The 16,865-nt window shown below is 51.3% G+C and carries 9 protein-coding genes; 7 read left to right on the top strand and 2 right to left on the bottom strand.

Annotated features, from left to right (window positions below; translation table 11 throughout):
• Positions 1–62: 62 nt before the first annotated feature.
• Together OKS35_RS08330 and OKS35_RS08325 are read right to left on the bottom strand one after the other, a co-directional pair.
• Entirely contained in the window at positions 63–926 is an 864-nt protein-coding gene (locus OKS35_RS08330; RefSeq protein WP_214690545.1) for a tyrosine-type recombinase/integrase, read from the bottom strand.
• A 14-nt stretch (positions 927–940) separates the two neighbouring features.
• Positions 941–1,384 carry a sigma factor gene (locus OKS35_RS08325; RefSeq protein ID WP_264092843.1) on the bottom strand — a complete coding sequence of 148 codons (444 nt, stop codon included), beginning with the start codon at positions 1,382–1,384 and terminating at the stop codon, positions 941–943.
• A gap of 311 nt (positions 1,385–1,695) precedes the next feature.
• On the opposite strand from OKS35_RS08325, the gene OKS35_RS08320 reads away from it, so the two are divergent.
• The 7 genes from OKS35_RS08320 to OKS35_RS08290 all read left to right on the top strand — a co-directional run bounded on the left by OKS35_RS08320 (position 1,696) and on the right by OKS35_RS08290 (position 16,748).
• Positions 1,696–3,786 (top strand): heparinase II/III family protein, encoded by a 2,091-nt coding sequence (locus tag OKS35_RS08320; protein ID WP_264092842.1) that lies wholly within the window; start codon positions 1,696–1,698, stop codon positions 3,784–3,786.
• 114 nt (positions 3,787–3,900) lie between these two features.
• Positions 3,901–5,991, top strand: coding sequence for an alginate lyase family protein (locus OKS35_RS08315; protein WP_264092840.1), 2,091 nt, complete (start codon positions 3,901–3,903; stop codon positions 5,989–5,991).
• A 266-nt stretch (positions 5,992–6,257) separates the two neighbouring features.
• Positions 6,258–8,330 (top strand): bifunctional metallophosphatase/5'-nucleotidase, encoded by a 2,073-nt coding sequence (locus OKS35_RS08310; protein ID WP_214690549.1) that lies wholly within the window; start codon positions 6,258–6,260, stop codon positions 8,328–8,330.
• A gap of 163 nt (positions 8,331–8,493) precedes the next feature.
• Positions 8,494–11,139, top strand: a complete 2,646-nt coding sequence (locus tag OKS35_RS08305; protein ID WP_264092839.1) for a glycosyltransferase — start codon at positions 8,494–8,496, stop codon at positions 11,137–11,139.
• A 9-nt stretch (positions 11,140–11,148) separates the two neighbouring features.
• Positions 11,149–11,460, top strand: a complete 312-nt coding sequence (locus tag OKS35_RS08300; RefSeq protein WP_074036034.1) for a hypothetical protein — start codon at positions 11,149–11,151, stop codon at positions 11,458–11,460.
• A gap of 42 nt (positions 11,461–11,502) precedes the next feature.
• Positions 11,503–14,568 carry a glycosyltransferase gene (locus OKS35_RS08295; protein WP_264092838.1) on the top strand — a complete coding sequence of 1,022 codons (3,066 nt, stop codon included), beginning with the start codon at positions 11,503–11,505 and terminating at the stop codon, positions 14,566–14,568.
• The gene (locus tag OKS35_RS08290; protein WP_264092837.1) at positions 14,565–16,748 is read left to right on the top strand and encodes a glycosyltransferase; all 2,184 of its coding nucleotides are present in this window, start codon (positions 14,565–14,567) and stop codon (positions 16,746–16,748) included. Before OKS35_RS08295 ends, OKS35_RS08290 begins: the two co-directional genes overlap by 4 nt.
• Positions 16,749–16,865 lie beyond the last annotated feature (117 nt).

Here is a 16,865-nt window from a genome sequence, read left to right as displayed (position 1 = left end):
ATCATCTTTATTGTAAAAAGAAGACCGACCTAACTCACAGGTCGGTCTTCTTCGTATGGTCCTTAATCCAACGTCAACCGTTCCACCGCATCGCGAAGATGATTCTCGCGGACGCGGATGTACCGACGTGTCGTCTTCGGTTCGGAGTGGCCAAGTAATTCAGATAACGTCGTCTCCATGACCCCTTTGTCATAAAGGTGCGTCGTAAACGCATGGCGGAGCGTATGAGACGTGACAGGATAGCCGAGCACCTCTGTGGCAGCCGTCGTCAGGTGACGATTGATGGTCGTCTTACAAATCAAGGCACCTCGTGCAGACGGGAACACATAGGGTGAGTCGACGGGACGTCGCTCCTCATCGAGATAGGTGGAGAGGACGGAGTGAATCTTGTCATTCAACGGGATTCTCCGGGGCTTTCCCGTCTTTGATTCTCGGACATAGAGTAACCGCTCCTGCAAATCGATCGCATCGAGTTTTAACAGCCGGACCTCGTTGATCCGCATGCCCGTATGGAGTTGAACGGTTAAAAACGTACGATACAACGGGACGTCGATGGCATCGATGACAGCGGACAATTGTCTAGGGGAGGGGATCTCCGCTGAATGGCGCTCGGTCACTTTCACCCGTAACTGATGAAAGGGGTTATGGGTGACGAGATGCTCGGCGATGGCCCAATCGTATAAGCCGCGAAGAGCGCTCAAGTAGTTGTTGATGGTCACCGGTTGACAGCCTTCCGAACGGAGCGTGTCGATATACGGCATGACGTCCTGCCTCGTTTTTAATTCGTCGAGCGTTCTGCCTTCTCCCATGATAGCTTCGAATCGGGCAAACTTATAGGTCGCCTGGCTGACCGTGTTGTCCGATTTTCCGGTCATGCGTAAATAGTGGATGTGCTGGGCGACGGCGTCTTTCATGTGTAAGGTCATCTTCCTGTCTCCTCTTACTCGTTGTCCTCACGGAGCATCCGTTGCAGTTCGGCCTTATAGGCGCGTAGTCGACTCGGCGAGTACCCGAGCGATGCCTCGGTCCCGTGAAGCATATGGCAGAGTAAGGTGAAATGACGATTTGGTAAAGTGGATCGCTTGTCGTCTAGCCAAAGCGAGAGGGGCACTTCGCGCTGGTCGACTTGTTCTGGGAGTCGTTCGCTCGCGACCTCGTGTCGGAGCGTCTTCGCCTGTTTGGCCCGTTCGTTCAGGATGGCCCCGCGGATACGGATGAAACAGTACGTTTTCCCTAACGTCTTGCCGTCTTGAAGGGCACGCCATAGAGCGATTCGTGCCGTTTGGGCGGCATCGTCGACTTCGTTCGGATGGAGATGGAGCTGTCGGATGACGTAAAAGATCATCGGCTCCCACTCTCTGATTTGTTCGTTAGCATCTGGCATGGTGGGCTGCTTTCCCGCGCGCGTCTCAAGTTTCCTAGGTGGATACAGCATAATGGTTGTTATGCAGATTTCGCACCTCACGAACGTTGAAGTTTCGTCAGCTCAAATCAGACACAGCACGGAAATGCTGTATGGCACAACCCGTATCCCTTATCCATCGGAAGCATCGATTCTCTATAACAACCATTATAGGAGGATGTCAGGTGATGATTTGATCAAGAGGTAAATGATATCCAAGTTTTAGTTGTTTAGCATTCGTTTAATGGATATAATTTACAGGGTGAAATCAAACCGGAAATGTGAGGAAAATCATGAAACCTTTGTATAAACGATTATCCATCGGGATGTTGAGCGGGATGCTCCTGTTCGCACCGATGACGACGGCTTCGGCCAACTCGGACTTCAACGTGCGCGTCGCTCCGTCGACCACGCTACACCAAATGAAGGGGAAGAAACTGGTCCCACTACAGAAGACGAACACGACGAAAGAATACCGCATCGTGCGCCCGTCCGGATGGTATTATCTTGCCATGTCCGGCGGCAAACGGATCTATATCAAGAAAAGCCAGGCGGAAGTCGTTCCGGCCCGTTCGTTGACGAAAGCACGCATCCAATCGAAAACGAACCGTCCGCTCGTCCATACATACATGGGGCAGACCGAGTCCCATATCCCGTATGAATATGACCGACTGTCGACAGAACAGGCGAAACAGTTCGCCGATCGGGCGCTCGCCGGCAACTGGTATATCCCGACGAAACCGAACAATCTGTCGGTCCCAAACATCGACACGTTCAACTGGCATAAGGACGTCCCGGCCGTGGACAGCAACTCGTTCCCGTTCCAGCTCCACTACTTGACGGTCCTCAATCAGTTGACGCAAGCGTACAATGACACGGGTGACCTCGCCTATCTGAAATATGGCGAACGACTAATCAAAAGTTGGACGAAGGCACACCCGGCCTATAACTACAAACGACTCAAGTGGGGATACAATGACCAAGGAACGGCGATTCGTGTGTTCCATTTGTTGAATTTCTGGGATGTATATAAAGAGACGTCACTCTATCGGGACCCTGCCTTCACCGAGCTCATGTTGAAAACATTGTATGAGCATGGGGAGATCTTGGCATCGTCCGACTTCTACAAACCGAAACATAACCACGGTATCTTCCAAGACATGGCGCTCACCGCCATCGCCCAGACGTTCCCTGAGTTTGACCGGAGTAAGGTTTGGCAATCGACCGCCAGCACGCGGCTCCAGGCGCAGATTGCCCATAGCATCTCGCCGGAAGGGGTCCACCTTGAACACTCACCTCGATATCACGTGTATGTGTATCATACGTTGTCGCGCTTTATCGAATGGGCCGAGGCTAACCAGTTCGTTCTGCCTTCACGCTCGGGCTATATCGAGAAGATGCCGGATCAGCTCACCTACATGTTGAAGCCGAATCGGACGCTCCCGATCTTCGGTGACACGACCGGGCACCTTCAAGGGATGAACATCATTCCAAAGACGAATGAATATCCAGAGCTCAGTTTTGCGGTGAGCGGAGGGGCAGAGGGCGTGGCACCGACCCTGTTGACGAAGCAAATCGGGGATCAATACAGCTTCATGCGCGAATATTGGTCGCGTCCACCTGAGGCGTTCTCGGGTGCGACACAAGTGATGATGACGGCAGGTTATCATAGCAGTGCCCACAAGCATGCCGATGACTTGAGCATCGACTTCTATGGACTGGCGCGTGACTTCATCATCGAGACGGGTCGCTTCGGTTATTCGGCACGACCGGAACGGAAGGAAGTCTTTAAAGTCGAGGCCCATAACACCGTCCACCGATACGGGGAAAACTTGGACTTAAGCAAAGGCATGATCGGTCGGAGCCGTATCGTGAAGACCGAAGACCGTGGAGAGACGAGCGTCGCCATCGGAGAGAGCGCGTTGATTGGGAAAGGGGCGACGCATCGCCGCACCCTCGTCTATGACAAGGCGAAAACGCTCGTCGTCTACGACCGCATCACCTCACCGAAGCCGGACATGTTCGTCCAGCGCTTCCACCTCGGAGAGGGTCTGAAGCTATATAAAGGGACGACCGAGGCACAGAACGTGACGTTCCGAGACAGCCGCCGTCGATCGATTCAACTAATCCAGCTCGAGACGGACGAAGAGTCATATATGTCCGTTCAACCAAGTCATCTATCGGTCCGTGATGCGGAGTGGACGCTTCGCGACCAAGTCGTCTCCATTGAATACGGTACGGACGTTCGTTACATCACACTCATGCGGATCGACCGGACGAACACCTCGATTGTCGACACGACGGTCAAGGAACAAGCTAATCAGTATGAACTTACCTATACACTTTCCAACGGCGAGACCCATACTCTCGACGTTCCAAAATGATTGAAGCCTGGCGACTGCCAGGCTTTTTTACGTGGACAATGGGAGTAGTTGTTGAATCCCACCATTTGCTAAGGTAGAATTTTCAAGTAGAACAACTGACAAGTGAGGGAACGAATGGAACATTCACATGCAAAACAGATCGTGGCTCAACTTCGGGGTTCGCTCTCGGGGAAAGCGAGCGATGGTTGGGACGTCGTCGTCTCGGCAGGAACGATGTGTTATCAATGGAAGGGAAGACGGATGGTGTCAGACAGTCGGCTCGAGACGACCGAGACGGTGCGGCTCATCCGTCCATACGGTCGATATTATATTGTCCATAGAGAAGGAAGGGAAGCACTCGTCCGCGCGACGGACGTGATGCTCCTTATGACCGAACCCCTCTCGAAAATCAAACTGACAGACAAGATGGAGCGACTGCTCGTCCGTGACTATATGAAACAAAAGCGCACATTCGCTTCGTATCATTATGAACAAATCCGTGATGAACAGGCGGTTCATTTTGCAGAAGAGACGTTGAGCGGAAGATGGTATATCCCATCGCTTCCGCATACATTGGCCGTCCGTGATGTTCGGACGTTCGATTGGAACAAAATGTTACCACCTGTGAACAACAACTCGTTCCTTTTCCAACTCCACTATTTGACGACGGTCAATCAACTGACTCATGCCTATGAGGTGACGCAAGACGAAAGATACTTGCACTATGCACACCAAATCATCGATAGCTGGCAGAGCCATCATCCGCTGCATGGCGGTCCGCGGGGGCGTGTAGCATACCATGCGCACGGTACGGCGATTCGAGTATTCCATATACTCCGTTTCTTTGAAGCGTATCGCCAGGCACCGATCCATCATGATGCCCGTGTGACGTGCCGCTTGTTACATCTGTTATATGAACATGCGACATTACTGGCGACCCCTACCTTTTATCGTCCGCTTCATAACCATGGGCTCTTTCAAGATATGGCACTGTTTGCGATTGCTTCCTGTTTTCCGGAGTTTGATCGCAGTGCGGATTGGAGAAGGATTGCGCGTGCGCGGTTGAATAAGCAACTCGACATTTGCCTTTCGGAGGACGGGACCCATTTGGAGCACTCGCCCGGCTATCACGTTTACGTGTACCATACGCTAAGTCGATTTAGAGACTGGGCCGATTTAAATGGATTCACGTTGCCGGAAGGGATTGGACGCATCGATCGGATGCCAAAGCGCCTCTTGCATTTCATTAAACCGAACCAAACCTTGCCGATCGTGGGGGATACGGGAGGACAGCTTCGCGGAAGCCGTTTAATTCCTCGGATTGAAACGTTTCCCGAACTAGCCTTTGCCATGAGCGGAGGGACACAAGGACAATGCCCAGAAGAACTGCTGGCGAATCTAGGCTCTCAATATGCGGTCATGCGTGAATATTGGCACCATGCAAAGCGTCCGTTTCGTGACGCTACCTATATTCTGATGACAGCGGGATACCATGGGGGTGCACATAAACATGCCGACGACTTGAGTCTCGAACTATATGGATTGGGGCGGGATTTCATCGTCGAAACCGGTCGGTATGGCTATGTGGACGGACCTGAGCGTGCGCAAGCACTACGTGTCGCGGCGCACAATACGGTACATCGACTCGGAGAAGAGCTCGACTTGTCGATCGAGCGAATCGGAGAGAGCGGAATCCTAGAGGTGAAAGAGGCGCGGAAACAGATGACGGCGACCGGAGTGAGCCGTCTGATTGGAAAAGGGGCCATTCATACTCGGCATGTCGTGTACGATAAGGCGCGAACGCTTGTCGTGTTTGATCGGATTGTCGCGCCGGAAGCGGACCTCTTTGTCCAGCGCTTCCATCTGGCACCCGGTTTGGACCTGGTATCGGGTACACCAGAAGAACACAACGTTCGATTTAAAGATGCCTCGAATCGAGCCATTCAATTCATTCAGCTTTTAAAAAGCGAAGAGGCTTATATGGCACTTGAACCGAGCCATGTATCCATGCGTGATTTGGAGTGGACTCCCCGCCAGCAAGTCGTTTCGATTGAACATGGTAGCGAAGTTCGCTTTTTGACTCTGATTCGACTAGACCGGACCGGGAAGCGTGTCGTCGATACGAAGGTCGAAGAGCGGGATGGGATGTACATCGTCTCGTATTGGATTGAAAATGGGGGGAAGCATGTCATTCATGTGCCATGTGAGGAAAGTCGTGACGTATAAAGGACAAAGCGTCACGACGCTCTCACGAAGTGATGTCGTCCTTTACATAATGAGGGAATCGTTTTTTGTGGAAATTGTAAAAACCTTAAAAATCTTCAATTTGTGATTGTTTATTGGACGCGTTTCCGTTACGTTAGAACTAGAGCGATTTGTACATATAAGGGAAAAACGGACGACTTTGGGGTAATCGTGGTAAGTAAAAAGTCGAATGATGTAAGCGCTTTCTCTTGTGTGTCCTCTTCGCAAATCTGAAAGGGGAATTGGACATGACAAAGAAATCATCTCGTAAGTTGTACACAGCACTCGCTGTAGCGGCCGTATCGACTGCATCGCTCGCACCGGCTGTTGTCACGGAAGCTGCGTCGAAAGCACCAGTCGTCAAAGCGAAATCAGCGTATGTGTACGCAGGGGACTTGGATGCTGCACTCGATGCTACATATGAGGGCGCGCCGATCCATTGGTATAAATCGAGCGTCAACTTGGAGAAATTAGGTACATTCCAAACAGCTAAGGGAATCGTCAAAGGCAAAGGGAAGTACATTGAGAAACGCGTCCGCGTCCTCGATCACCCGATTGCGATTTTACCACCGAGCGAGCCACTCGTGTTCAAACAAGGGAAACCGGCACTTGGCATCGTGAAGCAACAAGTGAAATTCGCAAGTGGGACGTATGAAAAAGCAGTACGTTGGAGCAAAATCGACACGAGTGAAGTCGGCGAATTCGTCGCGACGGCTACATATACAAACCGTGGTAAAACGATCACACTTGAAGTTCCTTATACAGTAGAAGGATACAAGCTCTCGATCATGCACACGAACGACACGCACGCCGCGCTCGATCTCGCACCGAAACGTGCGACAGCCATCAAGCAAATCCGTGCAGAGAAGCCAGACAGCCTCTTGATCGACGCAGGGGACGTCTTCTCAGGATCACTTTACTTCAACGAGTTCAAAGGTCAAGCTGACCTCAAACTCATGAACTACATGAAATACGATTTGATGGTGCCGGGTAACCACGAATTCGATCTCGGTACGGAGCAAGGACACAAAGAACTTGCTGATTTCGTCCGTTATGCGAACTTCCCGTTCGTCAGCTCGAACGTCAACTATGCAAATGACCAATACATGAAGAGCCTCTACCGTGACGAAGTTTCGCAAAAAGCGTACAACGGTCGTCTTTATGAAGGAGTCATCAAAGTAGTGGATGGGGAGAAGGTCGGATTCTTCGGTTTGACAACAGAAGAGACGGCATCCATCGCTAGCCCAGGCCCAATTGAATTCCAAAACTACATCGCAGAAGCACAAAAAGCAGTCGACGCGTTCAAAGAGATGGGCGTCGATCAAATCGTAGCTGTCTCACACCTTGGGTATAACGACAACCCGGCGTTCGACAACGACTTGTTGCTTGCTGAAAACGTAGATGGGATCGACATCATCGTCGGTGGCCACACGCATACTCGTTTGAGCGCTCCGGTCCTCATCACAGAAGGAAAAACAGAGCCAACGGTCATCGTTCAAGCGGACCAATACAGCAATTTCCTCGGAACGGTTGATGTCGAGTTCGACAAGGATGGAAAAGTCATCAAACATGCGGGTAGTTTGATTGATGTGAAGGCACTTCAACCAGATCCATATGCGGTAGAATTGCTCGCACCATTTAAAGATGTCGTGGATACAATCAGCCAAGACCCAATCGGTGTCTCGCTCACAGCTCCACTCGATAACCCACGTGACAAAGGTGACGAAACAGCACCAAGTGTCCGTAAAAATGAAACTGCCCTCGGTAACTTGATTACAGACGGTATGCTCACGAAAGCGAAAGAGTATGATTCTGCTGTCATCGGTGCTGTTCAAAACGGTGGTGGAATCCGTGCATCAATCGATGCAGGTCCTGTCACGACAGGTGAAGTGTTGACGACACTTCCATTCGGAAACACGCTTGCCATCATGGACTTGAAAGGTAGCGAATTAAAAGCTGCTTTCGAGCGTAGCGTTGGCATTTACCCAATCGAGAACGGTGGATTCCTCCACGTATCTGGATTCAAAGTATTGTTCGACAGCTCAAAACCGGCTGGTGAGCGCATCGTTAGCTTGCAGTACAACAACGGCACAGAGTTTGTCGATGTCGAAGACGCGACGAGCTACAAAGTCGCAACGAACTTCTTCACAGCGCAAGGTGGAGACAACTATGTTGAGTTTGAAACGGCATTCAAAGACGGTCGCGTCAATGACCTCGGTCTCATCGACTGGGAAAACTTCCGCGATCACTTGATCAGCCTCGGCGAAGAAGTCACACCTGCTGTTGAAGGACGTATCGTCGACGTCAACGCAGCTGAATAAGACAATCATTGGTTGCTTTCGGACGGATCCAGGAATGGGTCCGTCTTTTTTATAGGAAACTCAGGCGTGTACATTTGTCATCAAATTGCGACCGACATATAACTCTGTTAAGATACGATAAGATGAAGAAATACTGATTACTTAAAAAAGGTGGAGCGGACGTATGGATGTAAAAGCGACGCTGCGCGATGTGCAAGCGCACATTGCGTGGTTGAAAGAAGAAAAAGAACGGGTCGACCGGAGAGAAGCATTGAACGGAGATGACTTGATCACCCTTGAGGACCTTCCTTCATTGTCGAGACAGGCACAACGCCCGCGTCTTGACGATAAATTGTTTGAAGAACAGCAAGCCACCTTAAAAACGGAACTCGAATCAGCTCGAGCGCGACTCCCGAAACAAGATGTGACTCGTATCGCATCGAATGGGAGCAATTTTTATGAGAAGGCGGACGTACAAGTGGCATTCGTCGGTCCGGTCAAACGAGCGAAAGAGTTAGAGCGGCTTTGTCATGTCCATTTATTTGAGAATGTGACGGGCTTCTTAGAGCTGGCTGAAATCGAAAAGATTGATTTCCTTCTCATCTCGGCCGCGCTAGTGGAAGATGAGACGACCGCATTCCACCACATGGGTTCGCCGCGTTCACACTCCCGTCACTGGTTGGAGAATTTGATTCGCAAAGCCAAACAAATTGATGTTCGTGTCGTGTTTGAAACTACTCTCGATACGAATCACTACGATCGTTTCTCCTCACTCGCCGCTCAGTGTGACTATATCTTTACGGCAAACGAGGAGCGTGTGACGGATTATATCGAAGAAGCCGGACATGAGCGCGTTTTTGTCATCCGTCCGGGAATCGACCCACTTCGCTTCAATCCAATCGGGATGACGCGTGTTCAGTCGGATTCGGTCGTCGTCACGAACCGTTTCCCGGTACAACGTTTCGCAAAAGACTTGGAGACACTCGCACAAGGTGTTCGTGATGCGAATAAGTCTCTTTATGTAATTCGCGAAGCGGATGAATCGAAGGTGTCGTTCGCACCGAAATCACTTCAAGATGTCCTCGTCCATGGGGACCAAGAGGAGATCGAGGCGTTGAAAGAAACCTCGAACTGGATTCTTCACGTCAATGAAGTGAAAAACAGTCCGACGATGAGTGCGCAAGCCATCTATGAGGCACAGGCACGGGGACAACTCGTCTTGACGAACTACAACGTGGCCGTCAACAACGACTTCCCGAACGTATTCATCGCGACGAGCGCATTGGATGCACAAGGGATTTTAGAAATGTTCGATACAGACGAAGAGCGTCTCGAGCATCAGCTATCTGGTGTCCGCACCATCTTCTCGAACCATACGATCTATGATCGTTTCAACGAAATGTTATTCGTTCTCGGCATTCACCACGAAGTCCGTCGTGACGTCCTCGTCATCGGTCGCGGCGACGTGACGGCGACACGTGAGCTGTTCGAGCGCCAATCCTATCCGCATAAACGTTTTGTCGCAGAAGCAGATTTACAAGAAGTCGATTTACGCACAGCCGACTTCGTGACGGTATTTGACGACCGTTATCACTACCTCGACTATTATGTAGAGGATATGGTCAACGCCTTCAAATACACGGACGTCGCTTTCGTGACGAAAGGGCAGGACGTTGTACATGAATTCGTAGAGGGATACGATGACGTCGCGTTAACGATGTTTGCGGCAAGCCACCTGTCGCTTGAGACGCTTCGGGACGACCAGCGTATCGAGGGACAAGGCTATGCCATCGATCATTTCGAACTGCTCGCGGCAGATGACGTACTCGTCCCGAACGAACCGGGCGACTATGCGCTTTCAATGATCGTCCCGATTTATAACAACGGTCGTTATCTCTACAACAAATGTTTCTCTAGTCTTCGCCGTAGCTCGATGTTTGAAGACATGGAGATTTGGCTCGTCGACGACGGTTCGACGGACCAAGAGACGATCGGCTATATCGAACGCCTCGTGCGGAAGTATCCGAACGTCTACACGTACTCATTCAACGACGGAGGCAGCGGCAGTGCGTCGCGTCCGCGAAACAAAGGCGTCGAATTGGCAACGACACCGTACATCGCTTTCCTTGACCCCGACAATGAAGCGGTCAACGACGGCTATGCGGAACTATTCCGTATCATGAAAGAGAATGACGCGCTTGACCTCGCAGTCGGAAGTATGTTGAAGCTTGCGAACCGTGAGGCCATGATTGAGCTAGACGGCCTTGAAAGAGATGGTGTTCGCATCATCGAAGACCCGAGAGCGTACTTGCTCGAGCACAACTTCAAGGTACAGAGTATCCAGACGATGGTCATCAAAAAAGACTTCATCCAGAAGCACGATTTGAAACAGGTCATCGGTGCGGTCGGGCAAGACTCGCTCTTCTTCCAAGAGATGTTCCTCAGCGCAGGACGCGTCGCTCTTCTCGACTTGACGATTCATGATTATTACGCGGCTGTCGCCGGTTCGACAGTCAACACGATCACGAAGAAGTACTTTACGAAGTGTGTCATTCGGGAAACGGCACGGGCAAAAGCATTCGCCCGGGAAGGTGTACTCGATCAATACCGTTCCACACGATTCGAACGCTTCTTCTCGATGTGGTATTTGGTCTTCTTACGCCGAAGCAAACCGGAAGAGTTTGTCGACAATGCCGGTATGCTTTATGAAATCATCGAACAGTATCGTCCGATGGAATTAGAGACGCCGATTGTAAAACAATTCGTCGACTTATATGAATCAGGACAAACAGAAGAATTGAAGCGTCTCTACTTTGACGCATACTTGTGAGGTGAGAGCATGAGCAACGAATTTGAAAAAGAAATCGGATTGTTGAAACAACGAATCAAACTGCAGGAAGAAGAGATTCGTCATTTGAAACATGATGAACGTCTATTACGTCAAAAGCATCGACGACTCGTTCAAAAGTATGGAGATCTTCTGTACACGTTTGAATGGACCGTGAAGACGTTCGAGAAGAAAGAGCAAGCGCTCAGTGACTTGAAACGTAAATATGATGTGTTGAATCAGAAGTATCGTCGTCTTGTGCAATCGAAAGCCGGAAAAGCGATTTTGAAGGCACAGGCGGTTGCACGACGCATTCGCAAATAAAGAATCGAGCTCGAAAAACTCGATGATTTGGAGGATATGAGGATGGATTGGCAGAAAAAAGCACGTCGCGCCGCTTACCTTGGGGTACAACGGTCGAAGCGACTCGGTCGTAAAGTGTTGAACAAACGCCCGAACAAATCGCATCAACTACGTGAACTCGTACCGAACTGGTATACACGCTCACCTTACGTACACGTTGAAGGGACGGACCTTGTCTTCTCTGGGGACGAGCCGGTCACCGTCACGTATCGACCGAACGCGAGTTCAGATATCATCTCGGTGAACGACCTCGTCGAATCAGGTCAAAAGACGTTCACGGCTATGATGCGTGTCAAATCGCGCGAAGGTCTGATGCCAACGTTGACGTTAGAAGTCGTGCGTAAAGGTGGACGTACTCGTTACGTGACGGTACAGGACGGCGATCAGGTCGATGTGACGCTCGGCATGGGTGAACAAATCGTCCGGGCTCATCTTGAAGTCAACGGGGCAGGAGCGTTCAGCCTCGTCGAGCTCATGCTCGGCAAGCTGTCGCTTTGGACAGTCGAAGGGACGGCTGCGAACGTATCACTTGATGCTTTTGATTTCCGTTATCCGCTTACGTCGTCGTCACTCCGTTCTCTCAAACCACAGAGTGAGATTGCTCACTTCGACGGAGACACGCTCGTCGTCCGTGCCGAAGGGAACCAATACACGCACTATGGCGTCGATGAGATCGCGCTACCACACGTCGATACAGAACGTGGCATCGATTTTGAGACGGGTGATATGGACGATGACTTGTATCGTTTCTATTTGAAAGGGGACCGCACGGGTACAGCGGACGCCTCGCTATTCATCGCGACGTATACGGTATCTGGGCAGGATCGTTTGATTGAAGTGCCACTCGGACTGAGCGGTATCGTCCGCATCGCACCGTCACACCGTTCCATCCGCTATTTCATCCGCGTGAACGGGTCAGGACAGCTTGAGAACTTGAATATCGGCATGATTCGCGAAAAGAGTGTCCGCCGTGAAGACGTCTTGTCCCTCAAACCGGACATGTGGACGATCCCGGCACCCGACCTCATCAAATTGAAGAGTCGAGATGACCAACTCGTCGTCCAGTTGAAAGGCGAGGACGATCAGCGCCGCTACATCTCGTATGCAGAGATGAACAACAGCTTCAAACTGCTCCCGACAGAGTTCCCGTATGAAGTGAAGGCGAACAGTCGTTACCGTGTCACGCTCGATGGTGTAGCCGATGAAGGGGCGAATGTTGTCCTCTACATCATTGCCTACTCGGCGACGGAGCGTCAGATTATGCAACAGGTTCAAATCGGAAGCGAGAAAGTCTTCTACTTTGACCGTGGCATCCGCTTCCTTCGTTTCGCCCTCCGTGTCGACGGTGTCGGAGAGGCTCGGGTCGACCGCATCCGTGTCGCTGAAGAACTCGTCAGCGATGGTACAGAAAACCCGACGTGGATGGACGTGCGCGAGGCTCGCTTCTTCGCACCAATCCCACGTGAACTACACGAACTGAAGGTCGCGGCCATCTTCGATGAGTTCACGATGGCATCCTACAAACCAGAATGTCAGCTCATCACGTTCACACCGGACAACTGGAAGACGGTGCTCCTCGATGAGCAACCGGACGTCCTTGTCGTCGAATCGGCGTGGAAAGGGAACGCCGGTGCATGGGAGAAGAAAATCGTCAAATATGGCACGAACACATGGGAAGAGCTCGACGCGCTTCTCGCTTGGTGCCGTTATCACAATATCCCGACCGTCTTTTGGAACAAAGAAGACCCGATTCACTACGACCGTTTCATTGAAACGGCGAAGCGATTCGACTATGTGTATACGACCGACATGAACCGCGTTCCGAACTATAAAGAAGATTGTGGTCATGACCGTGTCGATGCGTTACCGTTCGCGGCGCAGCCGAAAGAACATAATCCGATCCGCTTACCAGGGACTCGTGAGCCTTACGCGTGTTTCGCCGGTTCGTATTATGCGAACCGTCACGAATCACGTAAAGCTGACATGGACAGACTGTTCGCGGCAGCAGACAAGTATGGTCTTGCGATTTACGACCGTAACTATGCGATCAACCAACGCGGGGAGAGCGACCAACTTCAATTCCCGGAACAGTTCCGTCACTCGATTCGCGGCAGTTTGAAATACAACCAGATTGCCAAGGCATATAAAGGATATAAAGTCATGTTGAACGTCAACTCGGTCAACGATTCACCGACGATGTTCTCACGTCGCGTCTTCGAAGGACTCGCCTGCGCCACACCGGTCGTCAGTACACGCTCGGTCGGGGTTGATGCCATGCTTGGCGATTACGTCTTCCTTGACGACGGAGAATCTGACTTGGATGAAACGTTCCGCCGTTTGATGACAGATGACTCATTCTATGAGGACATCGCGATGCGTGGTATGCGTCACGTGTTGACGTATCACACGTACACGCAACGTCTCGCGAAAATCGTCCAAGACGTCGGCATCCCGTACCGTGTCGACCACGAGAAGATTGCCGTCGTCGCCTTCATCAAGTCGCGCGAAGAGGCAGAACGCGTCGTCGCTCAGTTCGAGGCGCAACGTTATGAGCATAAACATCTCATGATGTTCCTCGATAAGTTCGAGGATCACATCGATGTATACAACACGTATAACACGCCGTCGATCTCGACGTATATGCGTAGCTACTTGACGCACTATACCTCGTTCACGGAGATGGTCGAATCGTACGATTGGGTCGCCCACTTGAAGTCGGACGATTATTACGGTCCGAACTACTTGAGCGATTATCTGATCGCGGCACGCTATGCAGAAGCGGACGTTCTGACGAAAGAGGACTACTATACGTATGACGGTCAGCTCGTCAAACAAGACCATGACGAGTCGTATCGTTATGTGTTTGATGCGACACCGTCCCGCTCGATCGTGCAACCGTCGGCACTCCGTTTCTATACGGTGGAGGAGGCACTCCACATCTTTGAAGCGGATGAGAGCTTGAACGAGCTTGCTCGTTCTGGCAAACGCATCTTCAGTGTCGACCCGTATCAGTATGTGAAAGCCGGTGCCGCCATGGATGAAGCGGACCTTCAGGAGGTAACATTATGACGAAGCAACCGCTCCGAATCCTCGTATACGGGGACGTCAATTTGAACTTGATCGACGGATCGGCCATCTGGCTCACGTCGGTCGTGCATATGTTGAACCAAGACCCGAACATCGAGGTCGACGTGCTCTTGAAGCGCTCGATCGTGAAACCGGAAGTGACGGCGTCGATCAAACAGCTCGACCGCGTCAACTTCATCGACGTCTTCACGGAAGACTCGACGAAGAAAGACGAGCCGTACTATGAGAAGAAGGTGCTCCAGCCGGAAGAGGCGGCCCAACTCATCCACGAGCTTGTCGAGACGAAACAGTATGACATGACGTTCATCCGTGGGTTCCAACTCGCTTATGCGCTCTCCGATTATGAACATACGATGAAAAAGACGTGGACTTATCTCACAGATTTCACGCATGATTCATCGGCCGCGTCACAGGAAGAGTTGGCACGTTTGAAGAAGATTGCGGACCGTTCGGCTCGCATGCTCTGTCAGACAGCGGAGATGAAGGCGTACTTCGAGACGTTTTTACAGACGCCGAAGCCGTTCCTCATCTTGAACCCGATGATCCCGAACATGCGTGAGGCGACGCCGACGTTCAAACGTCAGGCGAAACGTCTCGTCTATACAGGAAAGTTCGCGCCACTCTGGTACTCGGCTGAAATTCTCGACGCACTCGAGAAAGTACGAGTCCGGATGCCGGACGTCGAATTGAAAGTGGCAGGAGACAAGTTCAACCAAGACCCGAACAACCCAAACTTCCGTAAAGAAGTGACGCATCGTCTTCAAACGGACGAAGGGGTCCACTGGTTGAAAGGTATCCCGCGTGCGGACGTCGAGACGCTCATCGAAGAGAGCGACATCGGCATCTCGTGGCGTCACCCGGACCTTGACGACAGCCTCGAGTTGTCGACGAAGCTCCTCGAATATGGGGCGCTCGGGAAGCCGGTCCTCCTTAACCGCAACAAGATGCACGAGATGTTGCTCGGGTCGAGCTACCCGCTCTTCGTCAATTCGGAAGACGAATTTATCGAAAAGGTTGAACTCGCCTTCACGCATCCAGCCATCTATAAGGATGCGGCGGAACGGCTCTACAACATGGCGAAGAATTATACGTTCGCCAGCACGTTCGAACGTCTCCGTGACGCGATTTGGGAGATGCAGAAGACGACGATCCTCTTCGCCGGTCATGACTTGAAGTTCATCCGCATGTTCATGGAACGTTTCGAGGCCGACCCGAGCTACCGGGTCCTCGTCGACCAGTGGGACGGACACAAGATTCATGATGTGAATCACAGCAAGGCATGTCTCGCACAAGCAGACGTCATTTTCTGTGAATGGGGCCTCGGCAACGCCGTCTGGTACTCGCAACATAAGTTGCCGCATCAGCGCCTCATCGTCCGAATTCATCGTCAGGAGAAAGAAACACCATTTCCACGGGAATATGCGCTCGACAACATCGACCGCATCATCCTCGTCTCACCGTATATGTTAGAAGAGATGCATCGTCTGTTCGGAATCCCGCGTCACCAGATGACGGTCATCTACAACGCCGTCGACGCAGACAAGCTCGACAAACCGAAACAGGCAGACGATTTGACGTTCCGTCTCGGTATGATCGGCATGAACCCGAAACTGAAGCGTCCGGATCTCGCGCTCGATGTCCTCGAAGAGCTGCTGAAGACGGACAAACGGTACCAGCTCCACTTCAAAGGGCACCATCCAAAAGACGTCTATTGGATTGGGAAGCGCGAAGAGGAGAGCGCGTACTACGAGGCGCTACTGAAACGAATCGAGGAGTCAGAACTTCACGACCACGTCCACTTCGATGGTCACGGCAATGACGTCGACACGTGGCTCCAATCGATCGGATTCGTCTTCTCGACAAGTGACTTGGAAAGTTTCCATCTCGCACCGGCCGAAGCGATGGCAGCAGGATCATACCCGCTCATCCGCCACTGGACGGGCGCGGAAACGATTTACCCAGACGAACTACTCGTCACGGATACGTCGAAATTTGTCGATACGATCCTCTCTTATAAAGAAGATACCGAGAAGCTGAAGACGGACGCAAAAGCCTATCAGGCGTATGCCCGTAAACATTTCGCGCTCGATCGTCTCTATCGAGAGATGGAACAAATCATTTCAGGCAAAACACACGAACAATTTGCGACGACATTGTCATGAAAATGTAATTGCACCAAAGAATTGTTCAAGAGTATAATGAGTATTGTTTTATTATTGAATGTGAAATAAAATGATGGACAATGCGCTATTTAAAAAGCGCGTCAAAACATTTGGAGG

This window comes from Exiguobacterium sp. N5, from assembly GCF_025842465.1.
GTDB classification, from domain to species: domain Bacteria; phylum Bacillota; class Bacilli; order Exiguobacteriales; family Exiguobacteriaceae; genus Exiguobacterium; species Exiguobacterium profundum.
The sequence above is the reverse complement of the archived record's forward strand: the minus strand, read 5'-3'. Positions and strand labels throughout refer to the sequence as shown.

Coding starts and splice junctions, on each gene's coding strand:
- OKS35_RS08290 (WP_264092837.1), top strand. CDS start 14,565: ATGACGAAGCAACCGCTCCGAATCCTCGTATACGGGGACGTCAATTTG.
- OKS35_RS08300 (WP_074036034.1), top strand. CDS start 11,149: ATGAGCAACGAATTTGAAAAAGAAATCGGATTGTTGAAACAACGAATC.
- OKS35_RS08315 (WP_264092840.1), top strand. CDS start 3,901: ATGGAACATTCACATGCAAAACAGATCGTGGCTCAACTTCGGGGTTCG.
- OKS35_RS08310 (WP_214690549.1), top strand. CDS start 6,258: ATGACAAAGAAATCATCTCGTAAGTTGTACACAGCACTCGCTGTAGCG.
- OKS35_RS08295 (WP_264092838.1), top strand. CDS start 11,503: ATGGATTGGCAGAAAAAAGCACGTCGCGCCGCTTACCTTGGGGTACAA.
- OKS35_RS08330 (WP_214690545.1), bottom strand. CDS start 926: ATGACCTTACACATGAAAGACGCCGTCGCCCAGCACATCCACTATTTA.
- OKS35_RS08325 (WP_264092843.1), bottom strand. CDS start 1,384: ATGCCAGATGCTAACGAACAAATCAGAGAGTGGGAGCCGATGATCTTT.
- OKS35_RS08305 (WP_264092839.1), top strand. CDS start 8,494: ATGGATGTAAAAGCGACGCTGCGCGATGTGCAAGCGCACATTGCGTGG.
- OKS35_RS08320 (WP_264092842.1), top strand. CDS start 1,696: ATGAAACCTTTGTATAAACGATTATCCATCGGGATGTTGAGCGGGATG.